Annotated in this window: 20 protein-coding genes; 14 read left to right on the top strand and 6 right to left on the bottom strand. The window is 30.5% G+C overall.

Going from position 1 to position 23,591, the window contains the following annotated elements:
* Nucleotides 1-119 precede the first annotated feature (119 nt).
* From BUC09_RS03985 to porT, 9 genes are all read left to right on the top strand, one after another.
* Nucleotides 120-866 (top strand): electron transfer flavoprotein subunit beta/FixA family protein, encoded by a 747-nt coding sequence (locus BUC09_RS03985; protein WP_073308869.1) that lies wholly within the window; start codon nucleotides 120-122, stop codon nucleotides 864-866.
* 57 nt (nucleotides 867-923) lie between these two features.
* The gene (locus BUC09_RS03980) at nucleotides 924-1,892 is read left to right on the top strand and encodes an electron transfer flavoprotein subunit alpha/FixB family protein (RefSeq protein ID WP_073308868.1); all 969 of its coding nucleotides are present in this window, start codon (nucleotides 924-926) and stop codon (nucleotides 1,890-1,892) included.
* Between the two features lie 133 nt (nucleotides 1,893-2,025).
* Nucleotides 2,026-2,646 (top strand): bifunctional nuclease family protein, encoded by a 621-nt coding sequence (locus BUC09_RS03975; RefSeq protein WP_073308867.1) that lies wholly within the window; start codon nucleotides 2,026-2,028, stop codon nucleotides 2,644-2,646.
* The gene (locus tag BUC09_RS03970; protein ID WP_073308866.1) at nucleotides 2,646-3,470 is read left to right on the top strand and encodes a thymidylate synthase; all 825 of its coding nucleotides are present in this window, start codon (nucleotides 2,646-2,648) and stop codon (nucleotides 3,468-3,470) included. The genes BUC09_RS03975 and BUC09_RS03970 overlap by 1 nt, the downstream gene beginning before the upstream one ends.
* 12 nt (nucleotides 3,471-3,482) lie before the next feature.
* The gene (locus BUC09_RS03965; RefSeq protein WP_073308865.1) at nucleotides 3,483-4,292 is read left to right on the top strand and encodes an energy transducer TonB; all 810 of its coding nucleotides are present in this window, start codon (nucleotides 3,483-3,485) and stop codon (nucleotides 4,290-4,292) included.
* Between the two features lie 31 nt (nucleotides 4,293-4,323).
* Entirely contained in the window at nucleotides 4,324-4,653 is a 330-nt protein-coding gene (locus BUC09_RS03960; protein WP_073308864.1) for a 2TM domain-containing protein, read from the top strand.
* On the top strand, nucleotides 4,653-5,144 hold the full coding sequence (locus BUC09_RS03955) for a dihydrofolate reductase (RefSeq protein WP_073308863.1): 492 nt from the start codon (nucleotides 4,653-4,655) through the stop codon (nucleotides 5,142-5,144). Before BUC09_RS03960 ends, BUC09_RS03955 begins: the two co-directional genes overlap by 1 nt.
* Nucleotides 5,145-5,644: 500 nt before the next feature.
* Complete coding sequence (ubiE, locus tag BUC09_RS03950) at nucleotides 5,645-6,376, top strand: bifunctional demethylmenaquinone methyltransferase/2-methoxy-6-polyprenyl-1,4-benzoquinol methylase UbiE (RefSeq protein ID WP_073308861.1); 732 nt, start codon at nucleotides 5,645-5,647, stop codon at nucleotides 6,374-6,376.
* A gap of 9 nt (nucleotides 6,377-6,385) precedes the next feature.
* Nucleotides 6,386-7,096: a type IX secretion/gliding motility protein PorT/SprT gene (gene porT / locus BUC09_RS03945; RefSeq protein ID WP_073308859.1), complete on the top strand. Its 711-nt coding sequence runs from the start codon at nucleotides 6,386-6,388 to the stop codon at nucleotides 7,094-7,096.
* Between the two features lie 3 nt (nucleotides 7,097-7,099).
* Here the strand turns inward: porT and BUC09_RS03940 are convergent, their stop codons facing one another.
* Nucleotides 7,100-7,828, bottom strand: a complete 729-nt coding sequence (locus BUC09_RS03940) for a TrmH family RNA methyltransferase (RefSeq protein ID WP_073308857.1) — start codon at nucleotides 7,826-7,828, stop codon at nucleotides 7,100-7,102.
* Between the two features lie 35 nt (nucleotides 7,829-7,863).
* Here BUC09_RS03940 and tamL point away from each other — a divergent pair, with 35 nt between their 5' ends.
* The 3 genes from tamL to accD all read left to right on the top strand — a co-directional run bounded on the left by tamL (nucleotide 7,864) and on the right by accD (nucleotide 12,449).
* A complete protein-coding gene (gene tamL, locus BUC09_RS03935; RefSeq protein WP_073308855.1) occupies nucleotides 7,864-10,404 on the top strand; it encodes a translocation and assembly module lipoprotein TamL in 2,541 nt (846 codons plus the stop codon).
* A 42-nt stretch (nucleotides 10,405-10,446) separates the two neighbouring features.
* Complete coding sequence (gene fbaA, locus BUC09_RS03930; protein WP_073308854.1) at nucleotides 10,447-11,514, top strand: class II fructose-bisphosphate aldolase; 1,068 nt, start codon at nucleotides 10,447-10,449, stop codon at nucleotides 11,512-11,514.
* Between the two features lie 80 nt (nucleotides 11,515-11,594).
* Nucleotides 11,595-12,449 (top strand): acetyl-CoA carboxylase, carboxyltransferase subunit beta, encoded by an 855-nt coding sequence (gene accD / locus BUC09_RS03925; RefSeq protein ID WP_073308853.1) that lies wholly within the window; start codon nucleotides 11,595-11,597, stop codon nucleotides 12,447-12,449.
* A gap of 87 nt (nucleotides 12,450-12,536) precedes the next feature.
* On the opposite strand, the gene BUC09_RS03920 is transcribed toward accD, so the two are convergent.
* The 5 genes from BUC09_RS03920 to BUC09_RS03905 all read right to left on the bottom strand — a co-directional run bounded on the left by BUC09_RS03920 (nucleotide 12,537) and on the right by BUC09_RS03905 (nucleotide 20,707).
* On the bottom strand, nucleotides 12,537-15,389 hold the full coding sequence (locus tag BUC09_RS03920) for a lantibiotic dehydratase (RefSeq protein ID WP_073308852.1): 2,853 nt from the start codon (nucleotides 15,387-15,389) through the stop codon (nucleotides 12,537-12,539).
* Between the two features lie 18 nt (nucleotides 15,390-15,407).
* Nucleotides 15,408-16,562: a lanthionine synthetase LanC family protein gene (locus BUC09_RS03915; protein WP_073308851.1), complete on the bottom strand. Its 1,155-nt coding sequence runs from the start codon at nucleotides 16,560-16,562 to the stop codon at nucleotides 15,408-15,410.
* Between the two features lie 10 nt (nucleotides 16,563-16,572).
* Nucleotides 16,573-18,912 carry an erythromycin esterase family protein gene (locus BUC09_RS03910; RefSeq protein WP_159432934.1) on the bottom strand — a complete coding sequence of 780 codons (2,340 nt, stop codon included), beginning with the start codon at nucleotides 18,910-18,912 and terminating at the stop codon, nucleotides 16,573-16,575.
* Nucleotides 18,913-19,191: 279 nt separating this feature from the next.
* Nucleotides 19,192-19,365, bottom strand: coding sequence for a hypothetical protein (locus tag BUC09_RS14745; RefSeq protein WP_159432933.1), 174 nt, complete (start codon nucleotides 19,363-19,365; stop codon nucleotides 19,192-19,194).
* Between the two features lie 91 nt (nucleotides 19,366-19,456).
* Nucleotides 19,457-20,707, bottom strand: a complete 1,251-nt coding sequence (locus BUC09_RS03905; protein WP_073308849.1) for an ABC transporter permease — start codon at nucleotides 20,705-20,707, stop codon at nucleotides 19,457-19,459.
* 125 nt (nucleotides 20,708-20,832) lie between these two features.
* On the opposite strand from BUC09_RS03905, the gene purH reads away from it, so the two are divergent.
* Nucleotides 20,833-22,365 carry a bifunctional phosphoribosylaminoimidazolecarboxamide formyltransferase/IMP cyclohydrolase gene (purH, locus tag BUC09_RS03900; protein ID WP_073308848.1) on the top strand — a complete coding sequence of 511 codons (1,533 nt, stop codon included), beginning with the start codon at nucleotides 20,833-20,835 and terminating at the stop codon, nucleotides 22,363-22,365.
* 141 nt (nucleotides 22,366-22,506) lie between these two features.
* Nucleotides 22,507-23,535, top strand: coding sequence for a rod shape-determining protein (locus BUC09_RS03895; protein ID WP_073308847.1), 1,029 nt, complete (start codon nucleotides 22,507-22,509; stop codon nucleotides 23,533-23,535).
* Nucleotides 23,536-23,591 lie beyond the last annotated feature (56 nt).

Raw genomic sequence — 23,591 nt, 5'->3', positions numbered from 1 at the left:
TCGAATATAATTCACGAAAACGAAATAGTTTTTCAAAAAAATATTATGCACGCATACTATTATTCGGTTTTTTTACTTAATTTTGTGATTCAATTTTGTAAAAACCAATTTATTAAACGATGAAAATATTAGTTTGCATCAGCCATGTGCCTGATACTACTTCAAAAATTAATTTTACCAATGGTGATTCTGAATTTGACACCAATGGTGTACAGTATGTGATTAATCCTAATGATGAATTTGGCTTAACAAGAGCTATTTGGTTCCAAGAACAGCAAGGTGCAAACGTAACTGTTGTTAATGTTGGAGGTCCTGACACAGAGCCAACTTTAAGAAAAGCATTGGCAATTGGAGCAAACGAAGCTATTCGTATAAACGCAAATCCAACTGATGGTTTATTTGTTGCAAAACAATTAGCTGAAGTAATCAAAACTGGTGGTTACGACTTAGTAATTGCTGGTAAAGAATCATTAGATTATAACGGCGGAATGGTTCCTGGAATGATTGCCGGTATTTTAGGATCAAACTTTGTAAACTCATGTATTGATTTAAAAGTTGATGGTACTAATGCTACAGCAGTTCGTGAGATTGACGGTGGAAAAGAAACAGTTACAACTACTCTTCCTTTAATTGTTGGTGGTCAAAAAGGATTAGTTGAAGAAAAAGATTTACGCATCCCTAACATGCGTGGAATTATGACAGCAAGAACTAAAGCTTTACAAGTTTTAGAACCAGTTGGCGCAGATGCTGCTACTAAAGCGGTTAAATTCGAAAAACCAGCTCCAAAATCGGCAGTAAAATTAGTAAGTCCTGATAATTTAGATGAATTAATCAGCTTATTACATAACGAGGCAAAGGTAATTTAATTTTGAATTTTAAGCGATCATTTAAAATTCAACATTCAACATCAAAATAAAAGAATCATGTCTATATTAATATACGCAGAATCAGCAGAAGGAAAATTCAAAAAAGTAGCTTTTGAATTAGCTTCATACGCAAAAAAAATTGCCGAATCTACAGGCACAACAGTTACCGCTTTAACAATTAATGCTGGTGATGTTTCAGAATTAGGAAAATACGGAGTAGATAAAGTATTAAAAGTAAACAATGATAAATTAGCAAACTTCACAGCTAAAGCTTATGCAGATGCAATTAAACAAGCAGCTGAAAAAGAAGGTGCTAAAATTGTTATTTTATCATCTACTACAGACAGTTTATATACTGCACCACTAGTTGCGGTAAGTTTAAACGCTGGATATGCATCAAATGTAGTTGCATTACCTTTAAGCACATCTCCATTCCAAGTAAAAAGAAATGCATTTTCAAACAAAGCTTTCAACATTACTCAAATTGATACAGATGTAAAAGTTTTAGCTATTGGAAAAAACAGTTTTGGATTAGTAGAATCAAATGGAGCTGCAGCTGCTGAAGATTTTGCACCTTCAATTTCTGATGCTGACTTTGGAGTAAAAGTTCAATCTGTTGAAAAAGGTTCTGGAAAAGTTACTATCGCAGATGCAGATGTAGTTGTATCTGGAGGACGCGGATTAAAAGGTCCAGAAAACTGGGGAATGATTGAAGAGTTAGCAGCAGTTTTAGGTGCAGCAACAGCTTGTTCAAAACCAGTATCTGACTTAGGATGGAGACCTCACAGTGAACACGTAGGACAAACAGGAAAACCTGTTGCAACTAATTTATACATCGCTATTGGTATTTCTGGTGCAATCCAACATATTGCAGGAGTTAACTCTTCTAAAGTAAAAGTTGCAATCAACTCTGACCCAGAAGCTCCTTTCTTTAAAGTAGCTGATTATGGAGTGGTTGGTGATGCTTTCCAAGTAGTACCTGCTTTAATCGAAAAATTAAAAGCTTTCAAAGCTCAAAATTCATAATAGTTTATTGATAACTATGTTAAAAAGAGTCACAAACAAGTGGCTCTTTTTTGTTTAAATAAGCAAAAGTTTTTTGTTACTTTGCAAGAATAGAATAAGTGAATTAAACAACTTATTTCTTAACCAGAATAGAATGAGCTTAGTAAAACTATCCATAAAAGGAATATCGTATAGCCAAACTCAAAATGGAGCATACGCTTTAATATTAAATGAAGTTGATGGCGATAGAAAGTTACCAATTGTTATTGGTGCATTTGAAGCACAATCGATAGCAATTGCTTTAGAAAAAGAGATAAAACCACCTAGACCTTTAACGCACGATTTATTTAAAAATTTCGCAGAAAGGTTTGACATTGTAATCAAACAAGTTATAATCCACAAACTGGTAGATGGTGTTTTCTATTCTAGCATGATTTGCGAGCGTGATAAAATTGAAGAAATTATTGATGCAAGAACATCAGATGCTATTGCATTAGCACTGCGTTTTAATGCTCCTATTTTTACTTACAAAAATATTTTAGACAAAGCTGGAATCTATTTAAAAGTAAATCCAGAAACCGAAAACCCAGAAAATTTAGACGATATCCTTTCAACTCCAGAAACTTTTGGATTAGAAGGCAGTAATGAACCTAAAAGCTCTTATTCAACATACAGTTTATCTGAACTACACGAAATGCTTGAACAAGCCGTTCAAGATGAGGATTATGAGAAAGCAGCAAATGTAAGGGACGAAATATCGAAAAGAGAATCATAATGAAACAGTATTTAGATTTAGTTAAGCACGTTTTAGAAAACGGAAACCAAAAAGGAGACAGAACAGGCACAGGAACAAAAAGTGTTTTTGGTTACCAAATGCGTTTTGATTTAAGCGAAGGTTTTCCAATGGTAACTACAAAAAAACTGCATCTTAAATCTATAATACACGAACTATTATGGTTTTTGAAAGGCGAAACAAACATCGCTTATTTAAAAGAAAACGGAGTACGCATTTGGGACGAATGGGCAGATGAAAATGGAGACCTAGGTCCAGTTTATGGACACCAATGGAGAAATTGGAACAGTGAAGAAATAGATCAAATAACTGAATTAATAGAAACACTAAAAACAAATCCAAACAGCAGAAGAATGTTAGTTTCTGCTTGGAATCCTTCTGTTTTACCGGACACTTCAAAATCATTTGCAGAAAATGTTTCAAATGGCAAAGCTGCTTTACCTCCATGCCATGCATTTTTTCAATTTTATGTAGCTGATGGAAAGTTATCTTGTCAATTGTACCAACGTAGCGCTGATATCTTTTTAGGAGTTCCATTTAACATCGCGTCATACGCCTTATTCACGTTAATGATTGCTCAGGTTTGTGATTTACAACCAGGAGAATTCATCCATACTTTTGGAGATGCTCATATTTACAACAATCATTTTGAGCAATTAGAATTACAACTAAGTCGTGATCCAAAACCATTACCTAAAATGATTTTAAACTCTGAAGTAAAAAATATTTTCGATTTCACTTTTGACGATTTCACCTTAGTTGATTACGACCCGCATCCACACATAAAAGGACAGGTGGCGATTTAACCAAATTTTAAAATGAAAAAAATACTTACACTGGCATTTCTCTTTGCCACATTACATTTTTTTGCTCAAGAAGAATATGTAGAACATCCTAAATCACCTGCAATTAAGGAAAATGATAGTACAATCATTTTAAGCAAGATTTCAACAGAAGGTAATCTGATTTCTGAAACCACAATAAATAAAAAAAATCTAAAAGGATTTAGAATAACTTATTACAAGAACAAAAACAAACACTACACAGAAGAATTCACCATTTCTGACTTAACTTCCAAAAAAATAATTAACAACAAGATTATTAACTCTTGGAATATAGATAATGTTCAAACTGTAATTAACGGTAATGGCAATTATAGTTTTGAAAATAAATATTACAAAACTTCTGGAATTTATTTAAATGGTTTAAAAACGGGTATTTGGAAATTCTCAACTGAAACTGCTTGGTGTACTGAGTTATATGAAAACGGCAAACTTGTAAGCGGCAGCAGAAGAGACAAAGATAATAATGTTACAATTTACAAAGAAATTGAAACTCCACCAGTATTTACAAAAGGAGAAGCTCATTTCAAAAACTACCTAATCAACAATATGATAAATTTGAATGCCAATGAAACAAGCAGCTTAGTTGGAACAATGAATCTTGAATTTGTGGTAGATATTGACGGCAAAATAACTGACATCAAAATACTAAAGAAATTAGACTCTTTAACATCCGAACAAATTACATCATTACTTAAAAAATACAACTATATCAAACCTGGATATCAAAGAGGCATACCTATAAGAGTAAAACATCATATGCCAGTATCATTTGATATGAGATAATTTATTATATTTAATCCGTAAACTAAACCTTATGGACATTAATCAACACGAACTATACGAGTATGCACGTTTGCGTTTAAAGCAAAAAAAACGCTTATATTATCACTTTGTATTATTTGTTTTAGGAAGTATATTTTTTGTAATAGCAAACAAACTTCTTGGTGTTTTTCCTGATTCTCATTGGTTCTTATGGGCAATTACCATTTGGTGCTTTATATTCGTTTTACACTTTATACGAGTTTTTATCACAGATAGTTTTATGAACAAAAACTGGGAGCGAGCTCAAATTGATAAACTAATTGCTAAACAAGAACGCAAAATTGAACAATTGCAAAAAGATTTAGATCAAAAAAGCACATAATGATTACACTAATTGCTGCTGCAGGGGAAAATAACGAACTTGGGAAAGACAATGACCTACTTTGGCATTTACCAAATGATTTCAAACGTTTTAAAACACTAACAACTGGTCATTATATAATAATGGGCAGAAAAACTTTTGAAAGCTTCTCCAAACCTCTACCTAATCGAACACATGTCATTATCACACGAAGTAAAGACTATGAAGCTCCTGATGGCTGTTTAATAGCTAATAACTTAGAAAAAGGGTTAGAAGTTTGTCCGAAAAACGAAACAATATATATTATAGGAGGTGGAGAAATTTACAAACAAAGCATAAACATTGCAGACTGCATAGAACTAACTCGAGTTCATGAAAAGTTTGAAGCAGACACCTTTTTTCCTGAAATAGACACCTCATTATGGAAACTTACTTCTTCAGAATTTCATGATAAAGACGAAAAACACAAATACTCTTTTACTTTCGAGACATATCATAAAGCAATAAAGTAAAGACAAAAAAAAAACACTTCATTAAGAAGTGTTTTTCTCTAATAATGTCGTTTTGGTGTAAAAGCAATCGTATCTTGTTTTCTACTGTTCAACCAAACCTATAATGGCCAATAAAAAACGGATATTAGAATCTCTAACGCCGCATTACCAAATACCACTAAAGTAACGCAACAAAACTAAAATTTCCAAAAACAAATTTAACCCAAAGAACGTTTGTGACACTTAAAAAAAACGATGAAAAAGATCGTTTGTGATTGCGATTATAAAACAATCGTGTCAATTATTTTATCTTAAAAACACCAGTAAAATAAAACTCATTTCCGACGTAATTAGAAGATAAATTTAACATTTTTTTTCAATTGACACAATACCAAATACTTAGTATTTTCAAAAATACCTGATTTCAGTTAGGAAAAACGATAAACATTCTATAAACATCGATGAGATGCCTATTTTTCAGGGATTAAAAATTAAATTCTATATTTGCTGAAATTAATTTTATGTCAATTAGCACTAAACCATACAAAGATTCTGACTTAGGCAAGAAAGAACAGGTCGCAAAAATGTTTGATAACATATCAAACAATTATGACAATTTGAATAGAGTAATCTCTTTTGGAGTAGATGTAAAGTGGCGCAAAAAGATATTAAAATTAGTTGCATCTAAAAATCCCGAAACTGTTCTCGACATTGCTACTGGAACTGGCGATTTAGCCATCTTATTAGCAGAGACAAATGCTACTAAAATAATTGGTTTAGACATTTCAGCTGGGATGCTTGAAGTAGGAAAACAAAAAATCGCTCAAAAAAACCTTTCAAACAAAATAGAAATGGCTTTAGGTGATTCTGAAAAAATACCATTCAATGACAATTCTTTTGATGCAATAACTGTTGCTTTTGGGATTCGAAACTTTGAAAATCTAGAACTTGGTCTGTCTGAAATCTTAAGAGTACTTAAACCAAATGGAATATTTGTTATTCTAGAAACATCAGTACCTGAGAAATTTCCTTTTAAACAAGGGTATGCTATTTATACAAAAAATATTCTTCCTCTTATTGGAAAAATGTTCTCAAAGGATAAAGTTGCTTACAAGTATCTCTCAGATTCAGCTTCTATTTTTCCTTACGGAAAATCATTAAACAATATTTTGCAAAAAATTGGGTTTATAGATGTAAAACATATGCCTCAAACATTTGGAGTAGCAACCATTTACACTGCAACAAAAAAATAATACAATAAAATGAGTAATAGACTCTTAATCTTGGTTTTCATAATCACTTCTACAATAAGTAATGCGCAAGTATTTACCAAAAGTATGTTTGCTAGAAAACCTATTATAAATCTTGAAAACTTTGACAAACAAAGAATTCATTTTGGTTTTTATTTAGGTTTCAATAATTATGATTTCAAAATTGATAAAAAATACGATGGTCAAGATATTTTAGTTGATAGTCAAATGGGTTTTAATGTTGGTTTAATAGCAAATTTAAGACTAACAGAACATTTTGATTTGCGTTTTGAACCAGGTTTATCGTATGGACAAAGAAACTTACACTTTCAAAACATATCTGACCCAGTAGATGCTTTAAGAGAGGTAAAATCTACTTACATTCATTTTCCTTTACTACTTAAATTTTCCTCAAAACGAATTGGAAATGTGAAACCATACTTGATTGGGGGAGTTTCTAATTCTTTAAATCTTACAAGTAATTCAGATTCTGTAGACGACAATTCGGCCGATAGATTTAGAATGATTAATAATAGTAGTAACTATGAAATGGGAGTTGGAATCGATTTATATTTTGAATATTTCAAATTTTCTCCTTCAATAAGAGGTGTATTTGGAATGAAAAACGAATTAATTCCTGATAATGATCCTAATAGTCCTTGGACTGGAAACATAGACAAGATGTCTACAAGAGGTATCTTTATTAATTTTGCTTTCCACTAAGACTTAAGTTGCCCGCTTAAATTCACTTAACACAATTGCTGTAGCAGTAGCAACGTTTAAACTCTCTGTTAATTGTAGATTTCCAAATCTAGGGATGGCTATTTTATGTGTTGCAATTTTTTCAATTTCAGAAGAAATACCGTTGGCCTCATTTCCTAAAACTATAACGCCATTTGATGGCAGCTTTGTTTTATAAATATTCTCACCATCCATAAACGTTCCAAAAATAGGCAGTTCCAAATTAATCAAAGTATCACTCAAATCTACATAACTTACATTAACTCTCGAAATAGAACCCATTGTTGCTTGAACAACCTTTGGATTATATAAATCAACTGTTTGCTCAGAACAAATTAATTGCTCTATCCCAAACCAATCACAAAGCCTAATAATTGTTCCCAAATTTCCTGGATCTCTAACATCATCTAATGCTACAATTAAACCATCTGTCTTTATTTTTCTTTCATTAGGAATCTTAAAAACTGCTAGACAATCATTTGACATAGTTAAAGCAGATATTTTTTTTAACTCTGAATCTGTAACCAAAGTTTTTATTTTTTCGGAAACACCAAAAAACAGGGGTTTAGTAATATACAAATGTTCTAATTCAAAGTTTGATTTAATCAATTCATTAATTACTTTTACACCTTCTGCAATGAATAAACCATGTTGTTTTCTATATTTTTTTTGAACTAAACTCGTTATAAGTTTTATTTGGTTTTTACTAACCATAAAAAAGTGTATTTTTGAAATAAATTTCTGATTCTTTGAATAATTTCGCTACAAAAATATCAATATTTATCGTAATTGCGGCACTTATTTCAGCATGTAATGTTGTAAAAAAAGTTCCTACTAAAAAATACTTGTTAACTAAAAACAATTTAGAAGTTAACAACAAAAACATTACCGATGAAAAACTAACATCATTAATCATTCAGCAACCCAACTCATCTATTTTAGGTTTTAAACTAAGACTACATTTATTCAATTTAGCAAAAGAAAACACAGATTCTCTTTTCAAAGCAAAATATATCAACAATCCAAAAAAATATTATCGTCAGGCAAATTGGCTATCAAAAAAGCAAGTAAATAGATTAGGAAAATCATTTTGGTACTCTGGCATACACACATTTTTAAAAAAAACTGGTGAACCACCAGCAATACTTGACACAACAAAAATAAGAAGAACTACAAAACAACTTAAAGCCTATCACTTTAATGAAGGATATTTTAATGCTAAAGTTCAATATAAAGTAAAATATGAAAATCGTTTTAGTGAAGTAAACTACAAAGTGACGACTGGGGAACCAACTTTCTTAGATACGATTTCAAGAAACATTGAAACTCCTGCAATAGACTCACTATACCTACTTACTCAAAATAAGTCTTTAATAAAAGTTGGCGATCAGTACAAAACCCTAAATTTTGATAATGAACGAGCACGTTTAACTTCTTATTTTAAAAATCATGGAGTATACCATTTTCAAAGAGAAAATATTGATTTTGTAATAGATACAACTTCAAAAAAAGCCCCTGTAACGATAAATATTTACGATAGAGAAGTGAAAGATGGCGACTCCATAAAAAAAGAACCTCATCAAATTTATCGCATCAGTGAAGTAAACATATTCACTATTGAAAAAGAAGCAAAAAATCAAAAAGCTGTTGCAGATAGTGCTATTACAAGAAGATATAACATTTACAGTACAAACAAACTACGCTACAGACCTAGAGCAATTACTAGTGCCGTATTTATTCAAAAAGACAGCTTGTATAGTGAGGATGCAAAAACACAAACTTTAAGATCATTGAGTAATCTAAATATTTTCTTCTATCCCAATATTGAGTACAAAGAAGATTCCTTAGGAAAATTAAAAGTGAATATTTATTTAAAATCTAAGGATAAATTTAGTTTTAAAGCAAATGCAGATTTTACACATTCAAACATACAACAGTTTGGTATATCAGGTAGTACATCTGTGTCAATTAGAAATATATTTAGAGGTGCAGAAATATTAGAATTTGGTTTGCGTGGAAACATTGGTTCTTCAAAACAATTTTCAAACCCTGATGATAGCTTCTTTAATGTAACCGAAATTGGGGCTGATTTACGTTTATCATTCCCAAGGCTATTTCTTCCTTTTAAAACTACAAGGATTATCCCAAAAAGAATGTTTCCAACTAGCTATATTAGTACAGGATTTGCAAAACAACAAAACATAGGTCTTGACAAAGAAAACTTTACTTCAATAATAAATTACAGTTGGACTCCAAAAAAGAACACCAACTTTAAGTTTGATTTGATAAACGTTCAATATGTTAAAAACATTAATATCAATAATTATTTTAATGTTTACAACTCTTCTTATAATAGACTAAACACATTAGCGCACATTTATAACACAATACCATTGTTTTATGATGAATTTGGAAATTTAACAAAAGAAGAAGGTGGTGCAGATGGTTTTATTTCAAGCGCACTAAACAATCAATTTCCTGCCTTAGATCCTTTTGGATCTGATTACAGAACAATAAAAAGTATTAAAGAACGAAAGGATCGTTTAACAGAAAACAACTTAATTTTTGCTTCAAATCTTTCCTATTACAGAGATTCTAAAACCGACTTCTTGGATAAAGAATTTTACAGTTTTAGAGGAAAAATTGAATCAGCTGGAAACTTACTTTCTCTTTTGTCTGGAGTTACTAAACAAGAAAAAAATCCAGACGGAACAAAAGACATTTTCGGTTTACAATATTCACAATATTTAAAATCGGAATTTGAATTTATTAAACATTGGGATTTAAACCACAACAAAATAATAGCTTTTAGAAGTTTTTTTGGTATTGCAATACCTTATGGAAATTCAAAATCAATACCTTTTTCTCGAAGTTATTTTGCAGGAGGAACTAATGATAACAGAGCATGGGAGTCCTATAGCCTTGGACCTGGAAGCTCAGGAGGATTAAATGATTTTAATGAAGCTAACATGAAAATTGCTTTAAATGCTGAATATCGTTTTAACTTATTTGGTGATTTAAACAGTGCTCTTTTTGCAGACTGTGGAAATATTTGGAATATTTCTGACAGTGAAACTGATGAAACAAAAATTTTTAATGGATTTAAATCACTTGAAAGTTTAGCTTTGGGAACTGGAATTGGATTTAGATATGATTTTAATTTCTTTTTGGTGAGACTAGATTTAGGCTTTAAAACATATAATCCAGCACGTATAGAAAGTGAAAGATGGTTTAAAGAAATGAGATTTGATAAGTCAGTTTTAAATATTGGTATAAACTATCCTTTCTAATTAAGTAAATTTGTAATTTTGTCAATCTAAAAAAATAAACATATGGCGCACAACATAAAACCAGGAGTTGCTACTGGAGACCAAGTTCAAGAAATTTTTAACTACGCAAAAGAAAAAGGATTTGCTCTACCAGCAGTAAATGTAGTAGGTTCAAGCACAATCAATGGAGTTTTAGAAACAGCTGCTAAGCTTAATGCTCCTGTAATAATTCAGTTTTCAAATGGAGGTGCACAATTTAATGCAGGGAAAGGTTTGTCTAACGAAGGACAAAAATCTGCTATTTTAGGAGCAATTGCTGGTGCAAAACACATTCATACGTTAGCTGAAGCTTATGGTGCTACTGTTATTTTACATACAGACCACTGTGCAAAAAACTTATTACCTTGGATTGATGGTTTATTAGACGCTTCTGAAAAGCATTTTGCTGAAACAGGAAAGCCATTATATTCTTCACACATGATTGATTTATCTGAAGAACCACTTCATGAAAATATTGAAATCTGTAAAGAATACTTGGCTCGTATGAGTAAAATGGGTATGACATTAGAAATCGAATTAGGAATTACTGGTGGTGAAGAAGATGGTGTTGACAACAGTGATGTAGATAGTTCAAAATTATACACACAACCTGAAGAAGTAGCTTATGCCTATGAAGAGCTAATGAAAGTTTCTCCTCGTTTTACAATTGCTGCTGCTTTTGGTAATGTTCATGGTGTTTATAAGCCAGGAAACGTAAAATTAACCCCAAAAATCCTTAAGAACTCACAAGATTTTGTTCAAAACAAATACAATACTGGAAATAATCCAGTAGACTTTGTATTTCACGGTGGGTCAGGTTCTACTTTAGAAGAAATTAGAGAAGCTATTTCTTACGGAGTTATCAAAATGAATATTGACACTGACTTACAATTTGCTTTTACTGAAGGGATTAGAGACTATATGACTTCAAAAATCGACTATTTAAAAACGCAAATTGGAAGTCCTGAAGGCCCAGATTCGCCAAATAAAAAACATTACGACCCAAGAAAATGGGTTCGTGAAGGAGAAGTTACTTTCAACACAAGATTAGAGCAGGCTTTTGCCGACTTAAATAACGTAAACACACTTTAATTATAAGTTATAAATTATGAATTATAAGTTAAGTCTTGTAACTCATAATTTATAACTTTTAACTCATAACCGTAAAAATTATGGCTTGGTTTAAAAGAAAAGAAAAAGGTATCACAACCCCTACCGAAGATAAAATGGACGTACCTAAAGGTTTATGGTACAAATCTCCTACAGGTAAAATTGTTGATTCTGACGAATTAGAAAGAAACCTTTGGGTAAGCCCTGAAGATGAATTTCATGTACGAATAGGAAGTGCTGAATACTTTAAAATATTATTCGACAATAATGAATTTACTGAGCTAGACCCTAACATCACTGCAAAAGATCCATTAAACTTTTCTGACACTAAAAAATACTCTGATCGTTTAGTTGACGCAATGAGTAAAACTAAATTAAAAGATGCTGTGCGTACTGCTGTTGGAAAATCTAAAGGAAAAGATTTAGTAGTTTGCTGTATGGACTTTGCTTTTATTGGGGGTTCTATGGGAGCTGTAGTGGGAGAAAAAATTGCTCGTGGTATAGATTATTCTATCAAAAATAATATTCCATTTGTGATGATTTCTAAATCTGGAGGAGCTCGTATGATGGAAGCAGCTTATTCGTTAATGCAGTTAGCAAAAACATCAGCAAAATTAGCACAATTAGCAGAAGCTAAAATTCCTTACATCTCATTATGTACAGACCCAACAACGGGAGGAACTACAGCTTCTTACGCAATGCTTGGTGATATTAATATTGCTGAACCAGGTGCATTAATTGGTTTTGCTGGACCACGTGTTGTAAAAGACACTACTGGTAAAGATTTACCTGAAGGATTCCAAACATCTGAATTCGTGTTAGAGCATGGTTTCTTGGACTTTATAACTCCTCGTAAAGAACTTAAAGATAAAATCAACCTTTACCTTGATTTAATCTTAAATCAAGAAGTAAGATAATAATAAAAAACCCGAGAAATTCTCGGGTTTTTTATTATCTAAAATAGCCTTATTTAAACTTTTAAATAATAATAAATCTTTTTTTACTTATTTTCTTGAATACTTAATTTGATTCAAATAGCATTTAGTTAAAAAATAAGATTTAAACTCATTGAATCTCTGATCATGATCGAAAAGCCTATTCATACTCATATGGATAACATCTGAAACATAATTATATTTAAACAATTCACTACTATTTAAAGAGGTGTTAACTTCAACTTTAAAATCCATTTCATTTTCTATAGAAAAACTATAATTTATTGACTCTAACATTTTTCTTATTTCAGAGAAAGCTTTATTAAAATTTTTTCTATGAAATTGGGTCAAAGTAAATTCTCTTGAAAAACTTTCAATGTTATACTCGCAAAAACCAATCATCTCATCAATATCATATTCAAAAAAATCTAAATAACTCTTGATTTTTAATATTGCACAAATGTAAGTTTCGCTTACATCATAATTATTTTTTAATACATCTGTAATAGTATTCAAGCTGTCATAAAAAAATATTTTTTCTGTAAGCCCCATTAACTTCTCTCCTCCATATCTATAATTCTCTTGCTCGTATGGTACAATTTTATAGTTAAGAATAATACCATTTCTTTTTATTTTTTCTAATTCTGTTATAATATAGTCTTTTACTTGCCTTGATGCCGTTTTAAATCTAGCCCGCAAATGGTTTTCAGGATAATCGTATCTAACAAAAAAGAATTGGTCAATCTCATTTTTCAAAACAATATTTTCATAAATATCCAACATCAAATCATTTACAGCATAAGAATTACAAAATAGATCAAAATAAAGCCATTCACCCACTATTGGAATACAACTTTTAATCAAATCATCTTTTTCCTCAGGAAATCTAATCTTCTCCTGCTGTGTCTTAAAATCATCATTTTTAACACTTGCGATAAATTCGTGTGAAAAATGATTAGATCCATCTTTTACCAAAGGGAAAAAAGAGTCATATAAACATTCTGAAATATAAATTTTCTTTTCAACATCCAATTTTTGAAACAGCATCCTAAGTTGATCTTCATTCTCAACATCTATAACCACATCTCCTTTTTCTTCTGTTATGACAATCCTTTTAGAGAAAGAGTATTTATTAATATTTTCATTCAGGTATTTTTTAAATTCATCATAACTAAAACTATCATTTACAAGCAGAAGTTGAGAAGGATACAGTAAAATATCATCTCCTAAGTATATTCTAGGGACAAAGGGCAGTAAAATGTTCTTGTAATAATTCAAATTAAAATTTACATGATGTATTTCATTATTTTGAAACTGCAAATCTGCCAGAAACTTGTAAATTTCAGAATCAGATAATGCATAATTTACAGCCGAGGTTACTCTGGGAACTATTGCTTTTTTGTGCTTTTTTGAAACTAAGGAAAAATCAGCCCCATTGAATCTAAGATATAAATCAGATAGAAAAACTGATGCAGATTCTTCAGCATATACAGTATTTACAGGAATACAAAAATCATAATATTTACGATCAGGAATTATATTTGTTGCTCTAGGCTTAGAAACCATATTCACTTCGGCAACAATTTTATCTGTAAAGATTTCTTTCTCAAATGCTACAATATCCTGACACAATGCTTCAGAAACATGATTAAATCTTGAAACAAAATTTAAAGCAGAAGTCCCTCCTAAATATTTAAAATAAACATATTCTTTCCCTGTATTTTTATTCTTCAGTTTTTCAAAAATGACACTAAAACTTGGAGGCATCTTGTCTTTTTGAATTAAAAAATCATCTCCAATATCAGAAAGGTGTAGTTCTCCCCCTGTTCCGGATAAAATTTTAAAAATTATATCATCAGGTAGTTTACTTTCATTTTTTAATTTTATCGAACTGTATTTTAAACCAGAATACGGGTTAAAAACTTTAGAAATAGGAACAAAACCGTCATTAAAGCAGTGATAAAATTTGTTGCCGAACTCTTTCAAAACTTTATTAACAGGCGTATAGTTTAGATTGTATTTTAAAGTAAAATTGACATATCTTAAAATTTTTTCCTGTATATCAAATTCGATTGTACCTGGTTGCGTATCGAAAGAAGCAATAGAGTGGATATTAAATTTATTCACCCTGTTCTCAACAAAATGGCTATTTTGCTCGTTTACATATGCCTCTATAAAACGCTGGATGTTATTTTTATCATTTAAATCAAATATGTTTTTTTCAACAAGTTCAGATTTCAAATCAAATAACGAACTTGGCCTGCTGTAAGGAAAGAAAGACGCGTTGCTTATAATAATTCCAGCGTTGATGATTTCCAGTAGAAAAGTTTCTATTTCATTTATTTCAAAACCGCTATCGACCAGTTCAGTAGAAACCTCACCAATTGTAGCTCCAGTTTTAAATTTAATTGTCAGCCATTCAATGTTTTCATCATAATCCAATTCAACATATTTGGTTTGAAAAGAACCGGATGTTTTCTCAGATTTGTAAAAGCTTACTTTTTTTTCATTTAAAAAATGAATAGAAGGATTTGTATAATAAACAAAATCTTTCCAATTTTCATCAAAAACCTCGTCGTACTTTTCAGACACAAATAAATTATCATAATCTACTTTTAACCTTAAACCTTCTTTCTTTGAAAGTTCACTTACAGCTCCCCATTCTAAAGAACCCACGCTACTGAACGTACCAAAAGGGATAGGATTGAAATGCGCCCTAGAAAAATATTTTTCTAAAGGAATCTTAGTCTTTTCAAACTTGTCTTTAAGAACATCGTTATACAAACTTCTTGATGCTATTAAAACTGACAATTGAAAAAGTTCATTTTCAGAGAAAAAATCAGCTATGTTTTCTTTATTTTCAAAATAAGATTCTACTGAAAAAGAAACAACTCTTTTAATAACTTGATTAAAAAAATTCATTATTTGAATAAAATAAAATTAATAAAGATTTATAGCTTCAAGCCATTCAGTTTCAATCTTGCTATCTAGCGTCAATAATAGCAGTCCCAGACCTGCAGCACCGTTTAAAACATTGCTTTCCACCATGTATTTATCAATAAAAAATGATTTAAATTCAGAAAAATTTTTTGTCTGTTTTACTAAGTTTTCAGACCAGACATTTATTATTTTAGAAAAGTCTCTTTTGCTTTTTTGTGATGTCAAATAATATTGAGCAATTAAACCTGAACTCCCATGACAGAGTGCAAAATCGTTTACTCTGGATTCTTCTACTGAAATCAATGTTGTATTTTCAATCATCTCTAAAGATTGATTCTGAATATTTTCGTCATTAAGAAATAAACCAGCATTATAAAAAGCATTTGCAATACCTAAATCACCTTGACACCATCCTAAACGCGCACTGCTGGGTAATCCGTCATGAATTCTTATTTGGGAAGGATAAAACTGTTTTGAAACTGAATCATATTCTTTAAAACTATCCATATAAGCAATAATTTTAATTAGATGAGCTTTTATGTCGATTTTAGTTTCTTCCAAATTATTTTTCAAATGAATAAGAAAATTTAGAAATCCAGAAAGTCCATGTGCCAATCCAAAATAAATATGTTTTTCATTTAAAATCTTATTACTCCCATCAAATAAAAATTCTAATCCTTCATCAATTTTACAAACTATTTCGTCTAAAAACCTAATCAAAACAGCTTCAATATTTTTATCTTTTTTTACATTATATCTTTCAATAAAATACATTGCAATACCTACAGCTCCGTGCAGATAATCAAAGTTGTTGTTTTTAACTTCATCAAATAGGGCATTTATTAAAACCGAATCAATTTCTGCGTAATAATCATCATCAATTTCAATGTCATTATTTTTAATTTTTAATAATGCCCAACCGTATCCAGCTAATCCAGAACAGAAAGAAAAAGAGGGTTCTTTTTCTGAAATCAAATCGTTTACTTTTTGAATAACAAAATGAAGTTTATCATTATACTCTTCGTTTTTATAAATCTTTACTAAATAATTATAAAATAAAATATAACCTGACAAGCCGTCTAAAACCCCAATTCTCTCCTCTGAAGCTACAGAATTCCATATATGTTTTTCTATCTCTAAAATTTTCTCTTCCATATATCTACTATCAATCACAAAAATCAAAAACTATTTTATCGTCTTGAACCATAAAGTTTTGGTCCTCCCAATAACTACTATCACTAACTAAATTAACATTTTGATCAAGCTTGAACAAAGTACGATCTATTTTTTCAACATTGGAAGTATCAATTTTAGTCGACATTACATTATTAACTTTGTAGTTTTCACTTATAATAGAATTATCCTTTTTTGACGTTACAATTATTTTGTCAATAACATAACAATAGTTCATAAAATATTTACCTTCAAAATTTTTATATGTAACAACTATTTTATGTTTCATTTGAGCATTTTTATCTTGCTCTTTTTTCAGTTCATAAGTCCTTCTCACTACACAATGTTCATATCGTAAAACAGCAAAGGACGAGGCATCAATATAAACAACGCCTGAAGATTTCTCAGGTGCCGGATAACCATATCCCGTTGAGTATGTTCCTGGATCATTATTTACAAAACTAATTTTATACACCCTTCTGTCATTTTCAACTACCATTCCTTCTTTTTTTAATTTATAAGAAGCAGTTTTATACAGAACGTTTGATTTGCTCAAAATAACATCTCTATCAAAAATAAAAGCAAAATGATTAATATCTTCAAATCCATTGTTTATCAAGTTTCTAAATTGAAACAACTCGCCTTTAATCTCGGCATCAGGACTATTTAAACCTTTCATACCATTCTCGTTATATGTTTTAACTACTGCTTCCATATGAGATGTCAATTTTCCTTTTTTAAGAATTTGAGTTCTATAAAAAAAATCTTGATTATAAGGATTTTGATAATAATTATTTTCTATGTTAATTTTAGCTTTTTCTAAAATTTGTTCAGCAGTGAGTATTTTACTAACAGATGAAATCACAACATTATCAAGTTGAATCCCTTCAAACTTATAAGGCTTAAGTCCTATTTTCAAGTAATTCACTTTTTTTTCAATCAATTTAGAAACAGCTATTGTATCATTTAAATAACCCATTCCCGATACAATCAATTTATCTTCTATGTTGTTTTTTGAAATAGTAATAACAAACTCACCATTTTTATTTGTGACTAAGTTTTGTTTTGAAGATAAAAAACTAACTTGTGCATTAGCAATTGATCTGTTATATTTTAAATCATAAACTTTTCCTTTGATATAAGGATAAGAATTACCCACTTTTACGTCATTATTTTTTGGATAAATCTTTATTTCAGGCTGATATGTTTTTTTTATAAAAATCAATGCATCAAAAACTTTACCCCACAAAGCTTTGAAAGGGACATTTCCAAAAACCGAACTATAATAACTAATTTCATCTTGACTATTTAACTCAACAAAGCATTTTTGGATTTGCTTGTTCACTAATATGTTTTCGATACTATTTACAGGAAAAGAAAGAATTGAATATGGTTTGGTATTAACCAATCCATATTCTCCTTCATAGTTAGAAAACGCAATACTATATATTTTATCTTTAAAGTAACCTTTTAAAAAACCTCCCATAGGCAAAGCACCTTTTAGTAAATTCAAGCTTTCATTTTTTTTATAATCTGTATAACCAGTATTCTTTTTTTCAATTTCTGAAAGTTTTTCAAAATAGTTTTCAGTTACATCATCAGCAATAACTTGATCGATGTTTTTTGAGAAGTGATATGAAGCACCCCAACAAATTATTTTATCCTTAGGAAAACTCTCTCCTAAAAAGATTAAATTCTTTGCCATTTGTTCATCTCTAGGATTTTGTACAATTATTCTCTGATTTTGCAATTCTTGTATTTCAAAAGAAACTGCTGCAATTTTGCTTCTAAATACTTGAATTAGGACTTTATCATCAAGGCTCTGATTTTTAATCTCTTCGATTAACTTTAAGTTTTTCTCAAAACTTTCATATAAATCAATAGAATCTTTTTGATTATTTACAGCGTCATAAAGATCTCTAAATACAAATGCCTTTTCTATTTTAATTAAATCATTTTCAGAGACTTTAATTTTATGCTTATCTATCATATTTTTAAAATCGCCCATAAAATAATTTTCAAATAATGAGCCTTCCTGCAAATCAAAGCCTAAAATTTTTATAGTATCGTGCTTAACCGCCCTTTCTTTAACATAACTGATTAAATTATGAAATGATTTTGTATCTGACCAAATACCAAATACAGACTCATCATACATAGAAATTTTTGATACATCCTTTAAATACTCTTTATAAGCTTTGTAATTATCGTACAGTCCACTTTCAAAAGCAATAGTATTGTAACCTAAGTGCTCATGTAGATATTTAATTAGCTCTACTTTTTCATCAAAAACAACTCCATCTCCATGAGATTGTTCTCCTAGGAGAACCATTTTTTTGTCTTTGAGAATTGTATCAAGAAAAACATATTCTTTATTAACATTTATTCTAAAGAATTTATCTTCTTTTTGTTTTTGAGAATAAAGAAAGTTTGAAAAAAAGAGAAAAAATATTACACCTTTAAAAATGCCTTTGGAAAAACGTTTTGATTTTTTTGAGATCATGTTACTTGGTAACTAAATTTATTCTAAATCTTAAAAACCTAATAATAAGAAAGGCTATCAAGAGATAGCCTATTCATCAACAAGATTAAATATTAAATCTATATTAGATTATTCAATACCTGCAATTGGTCCTCCACAAATTCTTTCACAAGAATTTCTCAAACTACAAATTTTACCAATTGACAAAATAACTTCTTCTTGCTCTAAACCGCCATTAATCTTTGATTTTTCTTCTTTAGAAAGTACACTTACTTTTAAATTTTTTAGTTCTAATTTTTTCATTTTTTTAAAATATTAGTTTTATTTTTCAAATATATCTTTTTAATAAGAAAATAGTGTCTTTTATCTGAATTATTTTTTAACAAAATGAAATCTACATTCCACTTCGAATAGCTTCAACAGGGTCTAATTTAGAAGCAGATATCGCTGGAATAATTCCTGCTAATAAACCAATAAAAGCAGCTAGAACAGTTCCTAATACAATATTCCAAAAACTTAATACAAATTCAAAATCAAGTGCGTTTGTTAGCAACAAAGTTATTAGCCAAACTAAAATAAGTCCAATAACACCACCTATAACACACAAAACAATTGCTTCAAACAAGAACTGAAGTAAAATAAACTTATTTTTTGCACCCAATGATTTTTGTATGCCAATTAAATTTGTTCTTTCCTTAACCGAGACAAACATAATATTTGCGATACCAAAACCTCCAACAAGTAGAGAAAATCCTGCAATAATCCAACCGATCACATTCATTTGACTTATTAATCCATCAAGAATATCTGTAAAGCCAGAAAGTACATTGATGAAAAAATTATCAACTTCTCCCACTTTTAAGCCCCTCAGATTTCTTAATTTACTTTTTAATTCACCTTTAAAAGCATCCATATCAACACCTTTCGTAGGTTTTATTAATATAGCAGGAACCATACTTTCATTGTTATCTCCATATAGCGTTCTCAAGAAATTAACTGGTAAATAAACAGTTGTATCATCTTCTTCACCAAAAATTCCTGCGCCAACCTTTTTCAGCACCCCAATTACTGTAAATCTTTGACCATAAAGACGTACTTTTTTTCCAATTGGATTTAATCCATCAAATAGATTTTTTGCCACATCGTGTCCCAAAACAATCATTTGAGAACCAGAATTTGATTCAGATTCATTGAAAAAACGACCTTCTTTAAATGCTAACTTTTGAATATTTTCAAATTCATAAGTTGTAGGCGAAACACTAACTGAACTAACTGTTTTACCCTCAAATTTTATATTTTCTCTTCCTGCAAAATACATAAAAGCCATTTCATCTACATCGTTAACAGAACGCTTTAAGTATTCGTATTCTTCGTATTTAACATTAGGAAATTGTTCTCTTTTCCATTGAGGAACATTGGTTGGCCCAAAAGAGAATTTAAGCAGGTAAACTGTATTTTTATCTAGAGAGCTAAGGTCCTTTTTAATTTTTTTGTCAAGAGAATCTACCGCAGAAAGAACAGCTATGATGGAAAATATACCCACGGTAACACCCAACAATGATAACAATGTTCTAAGCTTGTTATTTCGCAACGCATTAAGTGCAAAACCAAAACTTTCTTTCAATAATCTAATATATATTATCATTGTTCAATTAATTTCCTATTCTATTTAGTAGATAAATAAAGATTTTTGTTACAAAAAATTAGAAGAATCTATCTTTAATTCAGATTAAAAAAAACTATTTTTGCAATACAAATTACAACAACACAATGAATACTACAAAAACGATTAAATCGGCACTAATTTCTGTGTTCGATAAAACTGGACTTGAACCCATTGTTCGTCAACTTCATCAACAAAATGTAACCATTTATTCTACTGGAGGAACTGAAGAGTTTATTCTTAACCTTGGAATTCCAGTTGTTCCTGTTGAAGAAGTTACTGATTACCCTTCAATTCTGGGAGGAAGAGTAAAAACACTACATCCTAAAATTTTTGGAGGAATTCTAAATCGCCAAGACAACGAGTTGGATATAGAACAAATGAGAGAATTTGAAATACCTCAAATTGATGCAGTAATTGTTGATTTATATCCTTTTGAAAAAACAGTTGCTTCTGGAGCAAGCGAAATAGACATCATTGAAAAGATAGACATTGGAGGCATTTCATTAATTAGAGCGGCTGCAAAAAACTTTAAAGACACTGTTATAGTACCTTCAGTAAACGAGTATTCTTTATTTTTAGAATTAATTACTACTCAAAACGGAGAAATAACTCTTGAACAAAGAAAACTTTTTGCAACAAAAGCTTTCAATGTTTCTTCTCACTACGATTCTGCCATTTTCAATTACTTTAATAAAAATCACGAAGAAGCAGTATTAAAAATCAGTGAAACAAAGGGAGAAGTTTTACGATACGGAGAAAACCCACACCAAAAAGGATTCTTCTTTGGTGAATTTGATAAAATGTTCACTAAACTTCACGGAAAAGAATTATCATACAACAACTTATTGGATGTTGATGCGGCGGTGAATTTAATGAATGAATTCAAAAACGACGAACCTACATTTGCTATCTTAAAGCATAATAACGCTTGCGGAATAGCCACTCGTAAAACAATGCGTGAAGCCTATTTAGAAGCATTGGCTGGAGATCCGACTTCTGCTTTTGGAGGTGTTTTAATTGCTAATGGAAACATTGATTTGGCAACTGCCGAAGAAATCAACAAACTATTTTGCGAAGTTGTAATTGCTCCAAGTTATGACACAACGGCAATTGATTTACTGGAAGAAAAGAAAAACAGAATTATACTTGTTATCAAAGAAACTGAACTTTCAAAAACTTCTGTTAGAACTTGTTTAAATGGTGTTTTAGTTCAAGACAAAGACTTAATCACTGATAATGAATCCCATTTAAAAACAGTTACAAATACTTCACCATCACAAGAAGAAATCGAAGACTTGTTGTTTGCTTCTAAGATATGCAAACACACAAAATCAAACACAATCGTTTTAGCAAAAAACAAACAATTGTGTGCTTCAGGAACTGGCCAAACTTCAAGAGTCGATGCTTTACGTCAAGCTATTGAAAAAGCAAAATCTTTTGAATTTGATTTAACTGGTGCTGTAATGGCTAGTGATGCATTTTTCCCTTTTCCAGACTGCGTAGAAATTGCAAATCACGCAGGTATAACAGCTGTAATTCAACCAGGTGGCTCTATCAAAGATGAATTAAGCATTAACTATTGCAACGACAACAAAGTTTCAATGGTATTTACGGGAATTCGTCATTTTAAACATTAAAAAAGTTAGTTTAAATAAAAAATCAGAAAATGCGTCAATAAAAGTGTATTGACGCATTTTTATTTTGAATTAAACCAAATAATTTTTATACTTTTGCGTTTGGATTAAACTATAATAAATACTCTAACCCTAAAATAAAATATGGGATTTTTTGATTTCATGACCGAGGATATCGCAATCGACCTTGGTACCGCAAATACACTAATCATTCACAACGATAAAGTTGTTATAGATAGCCCTTCAATTGTTGCTCGTGACCGCATAAGCGGAAAAATCATTGCAGTAGGAAAAGAAGCAAACATGATGCAGGGTAAAACCCACGAAAATATAAAAACAATTCGTCCATTAAAAGATGGAGTTATTGCAGATTTTGACGCTTCTGAGCAAATGATAAAAATGCTTATCAGAAGTATTCCTGCTTTACAAAAACGCTTATTCACACCAGCTTTACGTATGGTTATTTGTATTCCTTCCGGAATTACAGAGGTGGAGATGCGAGCTGTAAAAGAATCTGCAGAGCGTGTAAATGGAAAAGAAGTTTATTTGATTCATGAACCTATGGCAGCATCTATCGGTATTGGCATAGATATCATGCAACCAAAAGGAAACATGATTGTAGATATAGGTGGAGGTACAACTGAAATTGCAGTAATTGCTTTAGGAGGTATTGTATGCGACAAGTCAGTTAAGATTGCGGGTGACGTATTTACTAACGACATTATTTACTACATGCGTACGCAACACAATTTATTTGTAGGAGAAACAACTGCAGAAAAAATTAAAATTGAAATTGGTGCTGCAATAGAAGATCTAGATTCACCACCAGACGATATGTCTGTTCAAGGACGTGACCTGTTAACAGGAAAGCCTAAACAGGTTGAAGTATCGTCTAGAGAAATTGCAAAAGCATTAGATAAGTCGATTCAACGTATTGAAGATGCTATCATGGAGACATTATCACAAACTCCTCCAGAATTAGCCGCAGATATTTACAATACAGGAATTTACCTTGCAGGTGGAGGTTCAATGTTACGCGGTTTAGACAAGCGTATTTCTCAAAAAACTGACCTACCTGTATTTATTGCAGAAGACCCTTTAAGAGCTGTTGTACGTGGTACAGGAATGGCTTTAAAAAACTTAAACAAATACAGAAGTATTCTAATTAAATAAATCCCAAGTTAAAATACAAGTTCTAATTGAGAATTTGACTTTTAAAGATTTAAACA

This window comes from Flavobacterium terrae (assembly GCF_900142035.1).
Classification (GTDB): Bacteria; Bacteroidota; Bacteroidia; order Flavobacteriales; family Flavobacteriaceae; genus Flavobacterium; species Flavobacterium terrae.
This window is presented reverse-complemented; position numbering and strand designations above follow the sequence as displayed.

What these genes read in the sequence shown, in the direction of transcription:
- BUC09_RS03985 (WP_073308869.1), top strand. Translation starts at nt 120, where the DNA reads ATGAAAATATTAGTTTGCATCAGCCATGTGCCTGATACTACTTCAAAA.
- BUC09_RS03980 (WP_073308868.1), top strand. Translation starts at nt 924, where the DNA reads ATGTCTATATTAATATACGCAGAATCAGCAGAAGGAAAATTCAAAAAA.
- BUC09_RS03975 (WP_073308867.1), top strand. Translation starts at nt 2,026, where the DNA reads ATGAGCTTAGTAAAACTATCCATAAAAGGAATATCGTATAGCCAAACT.
- BUC09_RS03970 (WP_073308866.1), top strand. Translation starts at nt 2,646, where the DNA reads ATGAAACAGTATTTAGATTTAGTTAAGCACGTTTTAGAAAACGGAAAC.
- BUC09_RS03965 (WP_073308865.1), top strand. Translation starts at nt 3,483, where the DNA reads ATGAAAAAAATACTTACACTGGCATTTCTCTTTGCCACATTACATTTT.
- BUC09_RS03960 (WP_073308864.1), top strand. Translation starts at nt 4,324, where the DNA reads ATGGACATTAATCAACACGAACTATACGAGTATGCACGTTTGCGTTTA.
- BUC09_RS03955 (WP_073308863.1), top strand. Translation starts at nt 4,653, where the DNA reads ATGATTACACTAATTGCTGCTGCAGGGGAAAATAACGAACTTGGGAAA.
- ubiE (WP_073308861.1), top strand. Translation starts at nt 5,645, where the DNA reads ATGTCAATTAGCACTAAACCATACAAAGATTCTGACTTAGGCAAGAAA.
- porT (WP_073308859.1), top strand. Translation starts at nt 6,386, where the DNA reads ATGAGTAATAGACTCTTAATCTTGGTTTTCATAATCACTTCTACAATA.
- BUC09_RS03940 (WP_073308857.1), bottom strand. Translation starts at nt 7,828, where the DNA reads ATGGTTAGTAAAAACCAAATAAAACTTATAACGAGTTTAGTTCAAAAA.
- fbaA (WP_073308854.1), top strand. Translation starts at nt 10,447, where the DNA reads ATGGCGCACAACATAAAACCAGGAGTTGCTACTGGAGACCAAGTTCAA.
- accD (WP_073308853.1), top strand. Translation starts at nt 11,595, where the DNA reads ATGGCTTGGTTTAAAAGAAAAGAAAAAGGTATCACAACCCCTACCGAA.
- BUC09_RS03920 (WP_073308852.1), bottom strand. Translation starts at nt 15,389, where the DNA reads ATGAATTTTTTTAATCAAGTTATTAAAAGAGTTGTTTCTTTTTCAGTA.
- BUC09_RS03915 (WP_073308851.1), bottom strand. Translation starts at nt 16,562, where the DNA reads ATGGAAGAGAAAATTTTAGAGATAGAAAAACATATATGGAATTCTGTA.
- BUC09_RS03910 (WP_159432934.1), bottom strand. Translation starts at nt 18,912, where the DNA reads ATGGTTCTCCTAGGAGAACAATCTCATGGAGATGGAGTTGTTTTTGAT.
- BUC09_RS14745 (WP_159432933.1), bottom strand. Translation starts at nt 19,365, where the DNA reads ATGAAAAAATTAGAACTAAAAAATTTAAAAGTAAGTGTACTTTCTAAA.
- BUC09_RS03905 (WP_073308849.1), bottom strand. Translation starts at nt 20,707, where the DNA reads ATGATAATATATATTAGATTATTGAAAGAAAGTTTTGGTTTTGCACTT.
- purH (WP_073308848.1), top strand. Translation starts at nt 20,833, where the DNA reads ATGAATACTACAAAAACGATTAAATCGGCACTAATTTCTGTGTTCGAT.
- BUC09_RS03895 (WP_073308847.1), top strand. Translation starts at nt 22,507, where the DNA reads ATGGGATTTTTTGATTTCATGACCGAGGATATCGCAATCGACCTTGGT.